Below are 15,957 nucleotides of genomic sequence, written 5' to 3'. Positions count from 1 at the left end.
AATCAATGAAAAGCTAAATGCAATTGCTCAAGAAAATCGCTAAGTACACAGTGATCATTGTTGGCGCTCTGAGCGTTCTCGTTTTAGGGCTTAATTTCTGGATCATATCGAGTACCAGTAGTCACATCTATTATAACATCACAGAAGTTCCAAGCAAGAAGGTGGCCCTTTTACTGGGAACCAGTAAGCGGACTGTTAAAGGTGGCACCAACAAATACTTCAAAGAGCGAATAGATGCCGCCGCTGAATTGTATCATCGGGGGGTGATTGACCATGTCATTGTAAGTGGCGATAATAACACGGTGTATTATAACGAACCCAAAGATATGCTCAACGCTCTTATGGCGCTTGGGGTGTCTCAGGCTGATATTACTCTGGATTTTGCGGGGTTTCGAACACTTGACTCAGTGGTCAGGTCAAAGCTCATTTTCGGTCAGGACGAACTGATTATTATTACACAGGATTTTCATTGCTACCGGGCTTTATTTATTGCAGATTATTACGGTATGGATGCAGTGGCTTTTTCTGCTGACAATAAGGACCAGCTACCTCTGTCATTGGCCATTCGCGAGATATTGGCACGCACAAATACGGTGCTGGATCTTTATGTGTTCAATAAGGCGCCCAAGTTTTTAGGCGAAAAGGAGAAACTCCCTATAGATTGAACTGATTGTTCATTTCCACCACTGCAGCCTTGCACTCGCTTTCTATTTGCAGGACCTGCTCCTGTGTGACAGTTTCAGGGCTGTTCTGTATGTCTATCACTATTTGCAAGCTGGATAACCCGAGCATCTCCAGTGAAGGCTTCAGCTGATGTGCCAGTTTCTTGTTGCTATCAAAATTACCCGTCTGCAGTGAAATTTTGAGTTTTTCAATGATGCTGGTGGAGTTGGATTCAAATGTCGATATAAACTCTTGAATGAACGCCGTATCACCATCACTGATCGAAATCAAGTATGAAAAATCCATATTATCAGGCATTGTAAATTCTAATAAATTTAACTTGCTCCCAGTTAACACGCACGAATGGCGAGAATAATTATTACTCTACTCTTTTTTGTTACCCTGGGAATCACCTCGTTTTTTATTGTTGCCTCGGAGGGTAATCTGGAAAAAGATCAACACTTCAGCACCACACAATTTAACAGTAAGATAAAGGAATTTGAGCGATCAGATACCCTCAGTGTTATGACCTTCAATATAGGCTATCTGTCTGGGATGACCAATAATCTGGGCGTAGATCGTGCAGAGGACTTGTATCGTCAAAACTTATCAGTGGTATTGGAGACCTTCGAGCATATCAGGCCGGATATGGTAGGCCTTCAGGAGATCGACTTTGGTTCTAATCGCTCCTTTATGTACAACCAACTGGATAGCCTGGCTTTACCGCTCGATTACCCTTATGCTTATCGTTCAGTGAACTGGGATAAAAAGTTTGTGCCATTTCCTTATTGGCCGTTGGGGCATCAGTTTGGGAAAATGCTATCCGGCCAGGCAGTTTTATCCATGTTTCCGGTGCTTAATGAGCAGACGGTCACCTTGATCAAACCCATGAATACTTCATTTCTGTACAATGCCTTCTATATAGACCGGCTGGTACAGGTGTGTGATCTTGTTTTGGCTCCGGGCGATACCATTCGCATGATGAACCTTCATTTGGAAGCCTTTGATAAGGAAACCAGACTGGCGCAGGCAGAGACCGTGAAGCAGATTTTTGAATCTTATTCGGATCAACTCCCGGTGTTGCTAATAGGGGATTTCAACAGCCCGCCGGCCTATTTGGAACCTGATGATGCCATGAATGTGATTATGTCCGCCAAACACATCAGGTCTGCAGTTGACTCGGTGACGTACCAGAATTCGCCCATGTCATTCAATACCTTCACCAGCAGACAGCCCTATCAGATGATCGACTATATACTTTACAATGAAAATTTCATCACAAGGGTGGAACAAAGCGTGATCTCCAGAACAGGAGAGGTTTCTGATCACTTGCCTGTGCTGATGAAGTTTGTGCTGAGGGGTGAAAATGATGAGAATTAATTACGGGTAAACACTCATTTTTTACTATTTTCGAGCGAGTTTCAATAGACACAATAATGATCAAAGAATTCGAAAACCTAAGAGAAGAAGAGATTGATGTTTTGCTAACTGCCCCGGTGTACGTAGCAATCCTAATAGCGGGCGCTGATGGCAATATTGACAAGAGCGAAAGAAAAGAAGCCATAGACGTGGCACATAGTAAGCAGAGCAGAGCACGGGAGCAGCTGGTAGATTATTACAAGCTGGTAGGGGAAAGCTTTGAGTCTAAATTCAATAAATTGATCGATGAGCTTCCTGAAAATGCTGAAGAGCGAAACAAAGTGTTGACAGCAGAATTGAGAAAACTTAATTTCATCTTACCAAAGATGGATAAGAACTTTGGGGTGAAGCTTCATGCCTCACTCAAGGAGCTGGCCAAAAAAATAGCTGAGGCCTCCGGTGGCGTACTGGGATATTTGTCTGTGAGCTATGAAGAGTCAAAATTGATCGAGCTTCAAATGATCAAGGAGCCCGGTAAATAATCAATAAATCATGAAGAAAAGCTGCCACTGGCAGCTTTTTTTGTTTCTTAGCATCTTAGTGCACAAATCCAGTATCATACCGCCCTTGCGATTAGTCTTTCTGATGTGGCTCAGCTTTAGTATCCAGCTTTATTGTCAGGTAGACTTAGGTTTTCTTGGGATCCTTCCCCGGACCGTCAGTGGGTTGACTGGAATTCTTACCGCGCCGCTTATTCATGGCTCTTTTTCTCACCTGGTGAGCAATACTTTCCCCGTATTGTTTTTGGGCAGTGCGGTTTACATTTTTTATGACAGGATCGCCACACAGGTGTTTTTCCATGGCTACTTTCTTACCAATGTATTGGTGTGGGTCATTGGCAGGCCTTATTATCACATTGGTGCCAGCGGACTGGTGTATGCCCTGGCCAGTTTCTTGATTTTCTTTGGCATATTTCGGCGTAATTTTCGGTCTATTATCATTTCATCCATTGTGTTGATCATTTATGGCGGACTCATTTACGGGATTTATCCGCAAAACACCTTTATAAGCTGGGAATCTCACCTGATGGGCTTTATCGTAGGGATGGGGAGTGCCTTTGGGCTTAGCAAAATACGAAAGGTATATAGCTAAGAGGGTTATGTATACTAATAATATTAGTATATTTACTAATATGAAAGGTAAAGGCGCGCAATTCAATCCCTCTAATCCGTTTTTTAAACATGCAGTAGGTCAGTTCCATGACGAGGGCATAGATGAGTACACGCATGAGGAGCGCCCGACCACTACCATCTTTCACGAATCCCCTAAAAATGTACTGAGCAAAAACAACAGTCCGGATTTACAGTTTACTTACTCGGTGAATCCGTATCAGGGCTGTGAGCATGGATGTGTGTATTGTTATGCCCGCAACTCTCATACTTACTGGGGGTTTAGCGCCGGGTTGGATTTTGAGAGTAAAATTATCGTGAAGGATAAAGTAGCCGCTATGCTGGAGGCTCAGCTAAGTAAAATCACATGGAAACCACAGCCTATTATGCTTTCCGGAAATACCGATTGCTATCAGCCAATAGAAAAAGACCTGAAGCTTACCCGTGGCATTCTGGAAGTTATGCTGAAGTATCGAAACCCGGTGAGCATTATCACCAAGAATGCCTTGATTCTTCGTGATAGTGATTTACTACAAGCACTTGCCGAAAAGTCACTTGTTCATGTGTACTTCTCCATTACCACACTGGATGAGTCGCTCAGGGCCAAACTTGAGCCAAGGACCGCCACAGCCTCTAAAAAGCTGACAGCCATCAGGGAGTTGAGTGCCTTGGGTGTGCCGGTGGGGATCATGAATGCCCCGATAATACCTGGTCTGAATGACACTGAGATACCCGCTGTTTTGAAGAGCGCTTCAGACCATGGTGCCCTTGCCGCCGGATACACAGTGGTGAGGCTCAATGGTCAAATCAAAGAAATTTTTGAAGATTGGGTGAAGAAGACTTTTGCGGATCGGGCCGAGAAAACAATGAATCAGATCAAAGAACTTCATGGGGGTAAGGCCAATGACACTGATTGGGAGAGAAGACTACACGGGGCTGGTAACTATGCGCTGATGATCGATCAGCTTTTCCAGAAGTCAAGAAAAAAGCACTTTGGGGATAAAAAAATGCCTCCCCTGAATCTTAACATTTTCAGAAAGGGAGGCAATTATAATTTGTTCGAGACTTAATTAGTCAGCTTGCTGCTCATGAAAAACGCAGCGCCTGCCAAAGAAGTATCTTTCAGGAAATTGCCTGTAGCCATCTGGTCACCGTCCATAAATCCACTGAAATGAATCAACAGCGCAAATGAAAGCAGCATGATTCCAAGGAGCATAGTTGCCAGCTTTGCTTTCTTATCTATCACGATGGCTACGACGGCTAAAATATGACCAAGACCTGTCAGGTATACCCATGCTTCAGGAGCGGGAAACACAGATGGCACCATACCCGCCATGCCGGAGGCATTCATAAAATGGAAAAAACCAAACATGGCAAAGGGTAGAGCATAGAGCAGTTTCCCAATGAATCCAAGACTTTTCATAATCAATAAAGGTTAATGGTTGAAGTAAATGTATCAACATAAAAATTAACCATTAAAGAGATGAATACCAAATGGGCGCGATTATCGTTCCAGTATCTCCAATATTCTTGATTTGATTTTATCCGCTTTAGGGCCGGCTTGCTCATCAAACAGCTGATAACCTGACATGGCATCCTGATCAATCCATAGCCCGTCTCCGGACGGCTTTTCTACCGATTCTCCTTCAAAATCTATGGTGTACACATCGCTCATTAGCTGATGGAGATCTTCCCAGTTGATGTCTTTCTTGTTGATTTGACAGGTCTTATGCTCAAATGAACCCTCCAGCTGATAGAAAGTACTTTCACCTCCGGCCTGATTGATAAACTTGAGCTTTAGTTTTTCTTCAATACCTGCCTTCTCATAGATGGCCTGGATCACCTCCTGAAGTCTGTAGTCCCAGTCTTCTGCCATCACTGCAATGCCGCTATCCTCTTCTCCTTTATGGGATATCTCCATGTGTAGGTAGATGTTGAAATCCTCGCTTTCGTCTTCCAGGTCCGCTTCCAGTAGGTCATCATAAAGATCTTCCACCCAGGCTTTGCCGAGGGTGCCGGTCCAGCTAAAATCATCGTTCGCACTGAATCCCTCTTCTTCAATTTCTTCAAGTGTGATCTCATCCCTGTTTAAAAACTCCAAATCATATTGGATTCTTATTTCCTCGTCAAAAAACTCCATCTCCAGCGTATAGGCAAAGGCCAGAGGGGGAGGTAACTGCAGGGTCTGGTAAGATACTTTTACTTTCATAAGTTCAATTTTTTGAGTGTTTCAGTTCGGTTTACCTTGCCCGATGGGGTATAGGAAAACACCGGACTATAATAAACTTCCCTGGGTTGATTGTATTTGCTGATGTGGCTAAAATCCAAGGCAACAGGTACTGGGGATTCCACCACCATCACTACCCTTTGTCCCAGGGAAGCATCTGGTAATCCGGCCACAAAGAACGGCATTTTCAGTTGAGAACTGAGGGATGCTTCCAATATTTCGGGATGAACCTTCACGCCACCGGAGTTGATGACAAAATCAGCTCTGCCTAACCACCTGAAATGGCGCGGATCTATGAGTTCCACCACATCATTGGTTTGTATCCATTGGTGATCCGTCACTGAGCCCATGACCCTGAGACAACCACGATGATCCAGCTGTACCTCAGCATCTCCCAGTACTTCGAAGCAGTCGTCACCGTTGGTCAGGTTTTTCAATGCAATGTGGGAGGCTGTTTCAGTCATTCCATAGGTTTGGAAACACCTTACGGCTTTCAAAGACCTGAGTTTGAGTATGTACTCAGGAGGCAAGGGAGCTCCACCAATGAGGATGGTTTTGAATTGTGAAAGTGTTTCCGGGTGATGATCAAGTAAGTGTTGGACTTGCATGGGTACCATGGACACCAGGTCGTAGTACTCATCACCCACGACATCAGCCAATCGAGCCGTTGGTGTCACCATGCTGATGTCCAGGTCGTACACCAGAGAGCGAATCACCACCATCAGACCGCCTATATAGTCCGGGTTGATGCATAGTAAGGTGGTTTTGTATTTTCCGGTGGAGTCTATGTACTCCATGGATTGACGGGCGCTGTATTGCAACGACTCCCTGCTTAGGTGTGTCTCTTTCGGGGCACCTGTGGAGCCGGAAGTACGCATGGCAAATTGCTTCTGTCCCGAGAGCCATAAGAATATAAATTTTACCACGCGAGATTCAAGATCGGAAAGAATATTTTGGTTTATTTTTCCGCTTTTAAGCTCGCCAATGGTTAGCTTTTGCCTTTCAAATTTGAATAACATTAATCTGGTATAGTTTGCAAGACCCTGATCAAGTACTGGTAGAACGCCTACGCAACAAAGATAAGCGCGCTTTTGAACTTGTGTTCAATGAGTACTATGGATTGTTAAAATCCTATGCGATGAGATTTATGGATGATCCTGATGATGCCGAAGAGGTGATTCAGGAGGTTTTTGTGAAGTTTTGGGAGAAATGTGATACACTGGCTCCTGACTCGTCCATCAAAAGTTATTTGTACAGGTCCGTGCATAATACCTGTCTTAATTTCATCAAGCATCAAAAAGTAAAGGACTCTTATCGCCAGTATGTGATCACCTTCATGGAAGAAGCCGTAGAGGGTCCTTCACCGGATGGTGAAAAGAGCAATGTACAGGAGCGCATCTTTGAGGCTATCGATAACCTTCCCCCGAGGTGCTCGGAGATCTTTAAACTCAGCCGGTTTGAAGGACTGAAGTATCAGGAAATAGCTGATCATCTGAGCATCTCTATCAAAACAGTGGAAGTACAGATGGGGAAGGCACTCAAGACATTAAGAGAGAAACTTAAAGACCTTAATTGAGCAGATGAGATGGAAATGGCTTTTTGGATTGGTTCTGCTTGCCTTTCTCCATTCGGTAAAAGGACAGGAAACCACCGATACCCTTTCCATGTCATTTAAGGACCTGCCACTGGAAATTGTACTGGACAGTATTACTTACAAAACTGGTTACTATTTTTCTTACAATGCTGACGCCATTCCCAAGGGGAGTTTATACACCCTGACCAGGGAAGGCATTGATATTGACGGCCTGCTTAACATTCTTCTGGTCGGCACTATGCTGGAGTATTCGAGATACGAGGATCAGATCATTATCAGAGCAAAGAAAGGAGTTTCGAAGGAGGGGGGAGATGGCAGTAGTGGGAAGGTACAGATTACCGGCTGGGTCCGGGAATACCGTTCTAAAAACGCCATAGAAGGGGTGAATGTATTCATTAATGGAACCACCATAGGCACTGTGACAGATCAATACGGTAACTATCGGTTGACGGATGTGCCCCACGGGAGTTATATTCTGGTGTTTTCCCATGTGGCCTATGAACTGGCGTCCTATTCTTTTAAAGCAGAAAACAATAATTCCTATGCCATCAATGGGTTGTTGGATTTCAAGGTGCGAACCCTCGACCAAATAGAGATCATTTCTGATCCCATAGTATCTGAGGACGAATGGCCCAGATATTACAGGATGTTCAAAAAAGAGTTTTTGGGATCCTCTGCCAATGCCTCCAGATGTGAGATAGTGAATGCCGAATCTCTCGACTTTTCTTATAATGAGGACACCCAGGTATTTACCGGAGAAGCACAGGAACCACTCATCATCATGAACGAAGCGCTTGGCTATCAGGTGAGTTATGAACTTGAGCATTTTGAAAAGGATGATGACCGTACCAGCTTCTATGGCAAAGCCCGATTTACGCCATTAAACCCTGAGAGCAATCGCATCCGTAAGAAGTGGCGTAAGAATCGAATGAAAAGTTATTACGGGTCAATCACCCATTTTTTCAAGTCACTGATTGCTGATGAGCTAAAAGAAGAGGGTTTTAGAATTTATAGTCTCAAAGATGTTTCAGAAATTTTTAACAAGAAAATGGTGGAGATAGGGGCTGATGATATCCTTTTGCCGGGTACCAACCGGTATGAGTGGAAGCTGGATTTTGACAATTATGTGATGGTGAGCTATGATAAGGAAGTGGAAAGCACCCAGTACCTGAGCAGTCTCAATGAATCTGAAATTTCAGCCAATGGACTGGGGCCGACCTCCGGTATCAACAGCCAGAAGCCTGGCGCTCAGAAATCCATGCTGGAGCTCAGGCGCACTTATGTCACTTTGGATCATAACGGTCAGATAAAGGAACCCCTTGGTTTAACGACCATCGGGTACTGGTCGTGGGAGCGCGTGGCGGATTTGATGCCAGCTGATTACAATCCTAAAGCAGATAATCTCTAAAAAAGAATAGGGGGTATATCCATGTTATTTGTTTATTTGTCGGAGTATTAAAGGAAATGGAAGAAGTATTATCAAAGTATTTTTCGGGAGAAGCCACAGATGAAGAAATTAAATCTGTGCACGAGTGGAGGAGTGCCACAGAAAATAACTCAAAAGAGTTTCTGGAGTTCAAGAAAATTTGGCTTAGCGCACAACCTTTGGAAGAGGGAAATCAGGCAATGTTGAACAGTATTTTGGCTGATGAGGAGAGCGCACCGAAAATAATTCCGATTTGGAACCAAAAATTTTTCAGAATTGCTGCGGCCATCATTGTGGCATTGGGCTTAGTGTTTGCGCTCTATCCTAAGAAGGCGGATAACCCTTATGGTCAGGTGGTCGCTGAGGTGACACCCTTTGAGCTGCCCGACGGGTCTGTTGCTACACTACAGCGAGGCGCCAGTATTACCATAGGAGATTTCAAAGACAAGCGGGAGGTGTTTCTGACCGGGAAGGCATTTTTTGAAGTGGAGCGCAATGAAGAGAAACCCTTTGTTGTGAATACCACCAATGTACTGGTGGAGGTTCTGGGCACTTCATTTGTGGTGGATGCGCGCTTAGAAAAAAGCGCAGTGGAAGTAATGGTGAGCAGCGGAAAAGTGGCTATGGCTCAAAACCCCGAGGTGTTTGGCAGAAGAGCTATGAAAATCAATCTCGAAAAAGGGGAGATGGGCATCATTCAGGTGGGTGAACGTGGCATTAAAAAACGAAAAATCATCGATGATAATTTCCTTTCCTGGAAAACAGGGGTGATTACCTTTAAGTCCACCAGCCTCAATGAAGTCTCTAAAACCATGAATGAAGTTTACGGAGTGACATTTGATTATGAGAATCAGATGCTTAAAAACTGTGTGCTTACAGCTAGATTTAATGATAAAACCGTGGATGAAGTGATAGAGATCATTGCTGAGACCTTCAATTTCACTTATGTGAAAACCAATGACAAGGTCTTGTTCACAGGGAATAGCTGTAAGTAGCAAAAACGATTATTGTACGCTAATCAAACAAAGAAAAGGCCGGAATTTCCGGCCTTTCTTATTTGGGGCACACCCCCTTATGCTAGGATGAAAAAGCCTTTTTTACCTGAGTAAACACCTCGTGGTTGGTTTTGGGGTCGGTGAAAATTTCCAGCAGTCTTGGGGTCTTACTATGTTTTGCAATTGACTTCATTGCTTTTTCTATCCCAGCAGCATCTTTAGCCTGGTAGTAATCAAAACCGTATTCCATGGCTGTGAACCTGGCTGAATGACTGTGCCGGGTTTCGAAGTGCTGCTCCAGCTCTGGTAAGCCTGATGGACCGGGGATCAATCTGAAAATACCCCCACCACCATTGTTGAATACCACGATAATAAGGTTACTCAATTCGTGGTGGTGAAAGAACGCGTTTCTGTCGTAAAAGAAACTAAGATCACCTGTGAGCAGCACGGTGAGTCGGTCAGAGACCAGTGATCCACCCACTGCTGTTCCGTTTGTACCATCTATCCCGCTGGTGCCACGGTTGGCAAACACCTCGGTGCCCCTGGGTAGTCCCTGTATGAAGTTGGCATAACGAACCGGCATGCTGTTGGCCACATGCAGGTCTATGGATTCGGGAAGAAGTTTTATCACTTTTGCGAAAGCGGAAAACTCCGAAAACTCGATGTTTTTAAAGGCTTCAGTCAACCTTCTTTCCCCTTTACTGTCCTCCACAGCCCAGTTTTGAGAAAAATTCTTTCTGATCTGAAAACTAAAATCACTAAGGTCTCCTTTGGAGTCAGCCATGGCTGTTAAAAAACTTTCAGGTTTGGCTTGAATGAGCTTGCTCATGCTTTGAAAGGGATCTGCTGATACCATGGCTTCATCGATGTGCCAGTGTTCTCTTGGAGGGTTCTTGCGAAGGAAAATCTTAAGGTTTTTGGAGATCACAGATTTGCCAAAGGTCACAAGTAAATCGGGCTGCAGACTTTCAGCCAGTTTACCTTCTACCGACGCCAGAAAAAGATCATGGTGTCGGATGGCCGCCTGGCCTGTCACATTAGAGATCACATCGCCTATTACCACAGCCTCACCTGTTAGTTTTCCCAATGCTTCATTGAGCTGAGGGTTTAGAGTCTGCTGCCCTGGTATGATAAGCCTCTTGTCAAAGTGCTGCCATGCTTCAGTCAGAGATGCAAAATCAGGTGATGGCTCGGAATAATGAGGTGAAATAATACGGGGATGATCCGAAAATGCCAATTGATCGTTTGGTTGAGGATAAAAAGGCTCTCTGAAAGGAATGTTTATGTGCACAGGTCCTTGCGGTAGCTGGGTGGAGAGATTCGCCGCTTCATTGAGTTTTCGTGAGTATTCCCATGCCAGGTCTTCATGATCGGTCTCCGTAGGAAGCTCAAAAGTCTCTTTCACGAAATTACCAATGGATCCCACCTGATGGATGGTCTGACCATCTCGTTGCCCCTGCCATTCCGGCGGCCTGTCCGCAGACATCACAATCAGTGGGATTTGCTGATACCACGCTTCGGCTATGGCTGGTGCATAATTGAGCAGGGCCGTACCTGATGTGCAGCAAAGTACCACAGGTTGCTGGAGTTTTTGGGCCATCCCAAGGGCAATGAAGCCAGCGGATCGCTCATCGATGATGTTATAGATTTTTATGTCCGGATTTCTGGAAAAACTGATGGTGAGGGGCGCATTTCTGGATCCGGGTGAGAGCACCACATGGGTGACTCCTTTCAAACTTAATATTTTGGAGGTATCAAAAACCGTTTGACTGATCATGAATAAATCACCTTTAGGAGGGTTTGCATTTTATTGTTGGTTTCCTGAAGTTCCTTTTCCGGTCTGGAGTTTTCTGTGATACCTGCCCCGGCATAGAGTCGGGCTTTTTCTCTGAAAAGCTGCATACATCGCAGATTGACAAACAGTCTTGAATTTCCACCTAAGCCCACAGGGCCCAGAAATCCAGCAAAAAGCTCGCGTTCATAGCCTTCATGTGAGTGGATGAAATCATTGGCAAGCCCCCTGGGAGAACCACACACAGCTGAGGTAGGATGCAGGAGTTCCAGCATGATACTCCCCAGAAGTGGGCTGTTGGTCTCCTTCATGTCCACCTTGAATGAGGTTTTTAAATGCACAAGATCACCGGCTTTGACCGTTTTCGGGCCAACTTCTTCAAACTCCCGCAACCTTATTTTCTTGAAGCACTCGATGATGTACCGGCTTACCATGGCCTGTTCTATGATCTCCTTCTGCGTCCAGGGGACATCGCTGAGGTCTTCCACCTCACCCAATACCTGTGTGCCAGCCAGCGCGTCTGTGCTGAAATAGTGTTCGTCCTCTATGGCAATCAGCTTTTCAGGGGTAGCACCCATCCAGGCACCATAAGTGGCCGTCTGCACAAGGTAACAAAACGCATTAGGATAGGCCTTTTCCAGCTTTTCAAAGTATACGATGGGATCAAAGCTTTCTGGCAGATCAAAATCCTGATAACGTGAAAGCACCACTTTATGTAATTCCCCTGATTTGATGTGATTGATGGCCTCAGTGACCATTTCTTCAAAATCAGGGTGGCGTTCACTTGCTCTGGCTGACCTCCCTACAGCGGAGAGGCTCGCCTGATCGATGGCCAGGTTGAAAGACTCAAGATCAGAGGCCTTCAACGTGGTGTTGAGTGTCACTTCCGATTCACCGCCGTGAATGCTAATCATAATATCACCTTTGAGCACCAATGGGTGTATGGGATGACTCTGATCATAACTATTAATCACAAAGCACTGTTCCAGGCGCTCTATTTCTGCATCTGACTCACTTTCTTCGCTGGTAATGTCTATCAGAGCGAGGATGTCTGTGGTATTTGGTAGCCTCCATAGCGCCACTGGGTATGTTGTACTTAGTGTTTTTCTTACCAGCTCCAGGGCCTGATTTCTGGTAGAGATCTGCTCAATAGTACCGGCTGTTATTTGCGTACTCATAAGGTTTATTTCTTATCTAAAATGGCCATGGTGATTTTACTAATGGCCACCAAATCCCCCGCTTCGTTGGTGATTCTGATTTCCCAAAGGTGTGTACTGCGCCCCACATGCAAGGGTACTGCTTTTCCATATACATAGCCTTCACGGGCAGATTTAATATGATTGGCATTGATTTCCAGGCCCACAGCAAACTGACCTTTGGGAGTAACGATTAAGCTAGCCGCCACACTTCCCAATGTCTCTGCTAATGCCACTGAAGCACCTCCGTGTAACAGTCCCATGGGCTGTTTGGTTTTCTCAGAAACTGGCATTTTAGCAATCAGGTAGTCTTCACCTACTTCGGTAAACTCAATGTCTATATGGGAGACGAGGGTGTTGACTGAAAATTCATTCAGACCCTCTGGGGTAATTCCTTTGGGAAACATGCTTTCTATTTTGCCCTAAAAGTAAGCAAAGGTCACTATTACACCATGATGGTTTTAGATAATGAATGGTCATTATGGAGGGAAAGTGTCCGAATGAATTAAGTTTGCGGCTTTGGTAAAAATTGAGATCTTTTGAAAAAGCTTTATATCATTCGCCACGGCGAAACTGAGTACAATAAATTAGGCATGGTGCAGGGCAGTGGGATAGACGCTCCACTCAACGATACCGGGGAACTTCAGGCTGAGGCTTTCTATCAGGCGTATCATCATATCCCATTTCAGAAGATTTATACCTCCAACCTGGGTCGCACACAGCAGACCGTAAAGAAGTTTATCAACGATGGTATTCCTTTCGAGGCACTGGAAGATATGCGGGAGATCAGCTGGGGGTCACAGGAGGGTGTAGCCTTCACACCTGAGTCATCCACCGAGTATCAACGGATTTGTGAATCCTGGACTCAGGGTGATCTTACTGCCAAAATCCAGAATGGTGAGAACCCGATTGAAGTAGCGGAACGTCAAAAAAGGGCCATGGATCACATTCTGAGTCAATCAGATGAGAATCCTGTATTGATTTGTATACACGGCCGGGCCATCAGGATCATGATGTGCTGGATGCTCAATTATCCGCTTAGCCATATGGATCACTTTGCGCACACCAATACCGGACTTTACCTCGTTAACTGGACCGGAAGTCAGTTTTCTGTTGAGTTATTCAATGAAACTTCGCATCTTGAGTCTTAACGAAGTGCTTTGCGTGCATGGCTAAAAAAAGAATTCATGTAGAAGTAGGTAAACACAAGCTTGAGCTCTCCAATCTGGATAAGGTGCTTTATCCGGAAGATGAAATATTGAAGGCCCAGGTGATTGAATATTACCTTACCCTCGCACCCACCATCCTTCGACACATCAAAGGACGGCCACTTTCTTTGGTTCGTTATCCTGATGGCATTTATGGGGAGCAATTTTTTCAGAAAAACCGACCAGACTGGACACCTGACTGGATAGATTATATACGCCTGGGAAAGGAGCGGAAGAAAGAATACATCGTTGCTAAAGAAGAGGCCACACTTGTCTGGCTGGCTAATCTTGCTTGTCTGGAAATTCACCAGATTCATAGCTTTAGTGAGTATGCCGATAAACCGGACTACATTGTTTACGATCTCGATCCACCAGAAGGAAAGGATGATTTCGAAGAGGTCAAATCCCTGGCCTTTAGCCTGAAAGAGGAGCTGGAACAGTATGATTATCATGTGTTTGTAAAAACGACTGGCGGAAAGGGCCTGCATTTGATTACACCTCTGGAGGTCAACTATGGTTTCGATGAGTGCTTCGATACTGCCAGGAAAATTGCCGAGAGCTTTATCAGAAAGCACAAGAACACCACACTGCATCTGAATAAAGAAGCAAGAAAGGGGCGGGTACTTATTGATATCTTCAGAAACAAATCCTCACAGACCATTGTGAGTCCCTATAGCCTTCGAGGCAGAGCTGGTGCTCCTGTATCAGCGCCTATTACGTGGGAGCAACTTACAGATATCCGGGGCGCTCAGGAGCTTACCATAGAGATGGTCAAAGATAGGGTGCTGAGCGATGGCGATCCGTGGGAAGATATTCGTAGCTGGGCAGTGCCGTTACACACAGATACCAAGCGAAGGTCGGAGTATAAAAACTTACCCAAAAACCCAAGACACAAGAGTCCTGAGCAGCTGGCGGAGTATGAACAGAAGCGCGATTTTGGAAAGACTCCCGAGCCTTATGTACCTGAGGATGATGGCCGGGGCAATCGTTTTGTGATTCAGCGTCATCATGCTTCTCATCTGCACTATGACCTGCGATTGGAGCAGGAAGGGGTGCTCAAGTCATGGGCTGTGCCCAGAGGAATGCCACCGGTACCGGGAGTAAAGCGGCTGGCGGTGCAAACCGAAGATCACCCGTTGGAGTACCTTTCTTTTGAGGCTGAGATTCCCAAAGGTCAGTATGGGGGTGGGATGATGTGGATCTATGCAGCTGGCAGGTATGAGATCACTAAGGAAAAGAAAAACGGATTTTACTTCAGATTATCAGGTCCACAGATCAATGCAGAATATCGGATGCACCTGATGAAAAATAAAGAGTGGTTGCTGGAGCGGGTGGATAAGCCTCAGCAGAACTTTCTGGAAATGGAGGTTCAACCCATGGTGGCAGAATCCTTAAAGAAGCCGCCCAAAGGAAACTATCGCCACGAGGTTAAATGGGATGGTATCCGGGTCATGATCACCCTGAATGAGGGAAAAATGATCATCAGGAGCCGGAATATGAATGATATTACTGCCCAGTTTCCGGAACTAAACATCCCAGAAGAAGCCTTCCGTGTTAATAATGGTGTTTTTGATGGCGAGATCGTCTGTCTGGACGCGCAGGGGAAAGCTGATTTTCGCAGAGTCATCAAGCGTTTGATGACCAAAAAGGAGATGGAGATCGACTATCAGGTCAGGAAGAGTCCTGCCTACTGTTACCTGTTTGATGTTCCGTATCTGGATGGCAGGTCCCTGGTCAACGATCCGTGGACGCGTCGTAGAGCGTGGTTAAAAGATTCCTTTCGGAAAAACACTCCCTACCGATTCAGCGAGGACATAGCAGATGGTCAGGCGCTTTTTGATGCCGCCAAGGCAATGGGCGTGGAGGGGATCATGGCCAAGGATCCTTTGGGCAAATACTACCCGGGTAAAAGATCCACGGCCTGGTACAAAGTGAAAGTGAAAAATACCGTTGATGCCTTTGTAATTGGTTATACCAGGGGAGAAGGGGATCGTGAGCGGTACTTTGGTTCTCTGCATCTGGTAGCGCAGGAGGGTGATCGGTTGGCCTACAGAGGTCGGGTAGGCACCGGATTTACTGACAAGCTGCTTTCGGAACTTAAGGAGTATTTTGATTCACTTGAAGTGATAGAGAAACCCATTACGGAAAAGATATCTGAGGCGTCCATTTGGTTTCGCCCTGTTCCGTGTGAAATCGAGTACACTTCCCTCACCAAAGACAAGCATTACAGAGATGCCGTGTTCAAGCGGCTTAGAGAAGATCTTTAAGAGGATGTTTAACATCTCAAATGGGCCGTTCGTTTTCAAGTTAGCCTGATGTCAGAATTCA

General features: G+C 45.3%; 17 protein-coding genes. 10 read left to right on the top strand and 7 right to left on the bottom strand.

Going from position 1 to position 15,957, the window contains the following annotated elements:
- Positions 1-17: 17 nt before the first annotated feature.
- Positions 18-665: a vancomycin high temperature exclusion protein gene (locus tag RIH33_RS02665; RefSeq protein ID WP_406653493.1), complete on the top strand. Its 648-nt coding sequence runs from the start codon at positions 18-20 to the stop codon at positions 663-665.
- Here RIH33_RS02665 and RIH33_RS02660 read toward each other — a convergent pair.
- The gene (locus RIH33_RS02660; protein WP_406653492.1) at positions 655-969 is read right to left on the bottom strand and encodes a hypothetical protein; all 315 of its coding nucleotides are present in this window, start codon (positions 967-969) and stop codon (positions 655-657) included. The two genes, RIH33_RS02665 and RIH33_RS02660, sit on opposite strands and share 11 nt — an antisense overlap.
- Before the next feature lie 57 nt (positions 970-1,026).
- Here RIH33_RS02660 and RIH33_RS02655 point away from each other — a divergent pair, with 57 nt between their 5' ends.
- From RIH33_RS02655 to RIH33_RS02640, 4 genes are all read left to right on the top strand, one after another.
- Positions 1,027-2,043, top strand: coding sequence for an endonuclease/exonuclease/phosphatase family protein (locus RIH33_RS02655; RefSeq protein WP_406653490.1), 1,017 nt, complete (start codon positions 1,027-1,029; stop codon positions 2,041-2,043).
- Between the two features lie 56 nt (positions 2,044-2,099).
- Positions 2,100-2,564 (top strand): hypothetical protein, encoded by a 465-nt coding sequence (locus RIH33_RS02650; protein WP_406653489.1) that lies wholly within the window; start codon positions 2,100-2,102, stop codon positions 2,562-2,564.
- Between the two features lie 184 nt (positions 2,565-2,748).
- The gene (locus RIH33_RS02645) at positions 2,749-3,174 is read left to right on the top strand and encodes a rhomboid family intramembrane serine protease (RefSeq protein WP_406658519.1); all 426 of its coding nucleotides are present in this window, start codon (positions 2,749-2,751) and stop codon (positions 3,172-3,174) included.
- Between the two features lie 40 nt (positions 3,175-3,214).
- Positions 3,215-4,261 carry a PA0069 family radical SAM protein gene (locus RIH33_RS02640; RefSeq protein WP_406653487.1) on the top strand — a complete coding sequence of 349 codons (1,047 nt, stop codon included), beginning with the start codon at positions 3,215-3,217 and terminating at the stop codon, positions 4,259-4,261.
- On the opposite strand, the gene RIH33_RS02635 is transcribed toward RIH33_RS02640, so the two are convergent.
- The 3 genes from RIH33_RS02635 to RIH33_RS02625 form a co-directional block, all read right to left on the bottom strand.
- Positions 4,258-4,614, bottom strand: coding sequence for a DoxX family protein (locus tag RIH33_RS02635; protein ID WP_406653485.1), 357 nt, complete (start codon positions 4,612-4,614; stop codon positions 4,258-4,260). The two genes, RIH33_RS02640 and RIH33_RS02635, sit on opposite strands and share 4 nt — an antisense overlap.
- An 81-nt stretch (positions 4,615-4,695) precedes the next feature.
- Positions 4,696-5,400, bottom strand: a complete 705-nt coding sequence (locus RIH33_RS02630; protein WP_406653483.1) for a hypothetical protein — start codon at positions 5,398-5,400, stop codon at positions 4,696-4,698.
- Complete coding sequence (locus RIH33_RS02625; RefSeq protein ID WP_406653482.1) at positions 5,397-6,437, bottom strand: AMP-binding protein; 1,041 nt, start codon at positions 6,435-6,437, stop codon at positions 5,397-5,399. The genes RIH33_RS02630 and RIH33_RS02625 overlap by 4 nt, the downstream gene beginning before the upstream one ends.
- A 14-nt stretch (positions 6,438-6,451) precedes the next feature.
- Here RIH33_RS02625 and RIH33_RS02620 point away from each other — a divergent pair, with 14 nt between their 5' ends.
- The 3 genes from RIH33_RS02620 to RIH33_RS02610 are packed head-to-tail and all read left to right on the top strand — an operon-like array spanning position 6,452 to position 9,433.
- Entirely contained in the window at positions 6,452-6,994 is a 543-nt protein-coding gene (locus RIH33_RS02620) for an RNA polymerase sigma-70 factor (protein WP_406653481.1), read from the top strand.
- A 4-nt stretch (positions 6,995-6,998) separates the two neighbouring features.
- Complete coding sequence (locus RIH33_RS02615; protein ID WP_406653479.1) at positions 6,999-8,420, top strand: carboxypeptidase-like regulatory domain-containing protein; 1,422 nt, start codon at positions 6,999-7,001, stop codon at positions 8,418-8,420.
- Between the two features lie 56 nt (positions 8,421-8,476).
- Positions 8,477-9,433 carry a FecR family protein gene (locus tag RIH33_RS02610; RefSeq protein ID WP_406653478.1) on the top strand — a complete coding sequence of 319 codons (957 nt, stop codon included), beginning with the start codon at positions 8,477-8,479 and terminating at the stop codon, positions 9,431-9,433.
- 82 nt (positions 9,434-9,515) lie between these two features.
- On the opposite strand, the gene menD is transcribed toward RIH33_RS02610, so the two are convergent.
- Genes menD through RIH33_RS02595 form a run of 3 tightly spaced genes read right to left on the bottom strand, consistent with a single transcriptional unit; the run spans position 9,516 to position 12,828 of the window.
- Positions 9,516-11,210, bottom strand: coding sequence for a 2-succinyl-5-enolpyruvyl-6-hydroxy-3-cyclohexene-1-carboxylic-acid synthase (gene menD, locus RIH33_RS02605; RefSeq protein WP_406653477.1), 1,695 nt, complete (start codon positions 11,208-11,210; stop codon positions 9,516-9,518).
- Entirely contained in the window at positions 11,207-12,403 is a 1,197-nt protein-coding gene (locus tag RIH33_RS02600; protein ID WP_406653475.1) for an isochorismate synthase, read from the bottom strand. Before RIH33_RS02600 ends, menD begins: the two co-directional genes overlap by 4 nt.
- A 5-nt stretch (positions 12,404-12,408) precedes the next feature.
- The gene (locus RIH33_RS02595) at positions 12,409-12,828 is read right to left on the bottom strand and encodes a hotdog fold thioesterase (RefSeq protein ID WP_406653473.1); all 420 of its coding nucleotides are present in this window, start codon (positions 12,826-12,828) and stop codon (positions 12,409-12,411) included.
- A 132-nt stretch (positions 12,829-12,960) separates the two neighbouring features.
- Here RIH33_RS02595 and RIH33_RS02590 point away from each other — a divergent pair, with 132 nt between their 5' ends.
- Positions 12,961-13,572: a histidine phosphatase family protein gene (locus RIH33_RS02590; protein WP_406653472.1), complete on the top strand. Its 612-nt coding sequence runs from the start codon at positions 12,961-12,963 to the stop codon at positions 13,570-13,572.
- Positions 13,573-13,589: 17 nt separating this feature from the next.
- Positions 13,590-15,896 (top strand): non-homologous end-joining DNA ligase, encoded by a 2,307-nt coding sequence (gene ligD / locus RIH33_RS02585; RefSeq protein ID WP_406653470.1) that lies wholly within the window; start codon positions 13,590-13,592, stop codon positions 15,894-15,896.
- Positions 15,897-15,957: the final 61 nt, after the last annotated feature.

Origin of the sequence: Marinoscillum sp. (assembly GCF_040222955.1) — a bacterium.
Taxonomy (GTDB): Bacteria; Bacteroidota; Bacteroidia; order Cytophagales; family Cyclobacteriaceae; genus Marinoscillum.
The sequence above is the reverse complement of the archived record's forward strand: the minus strand, read 5'-3'. Positions and strand labels throughout refer to the sequence as shown.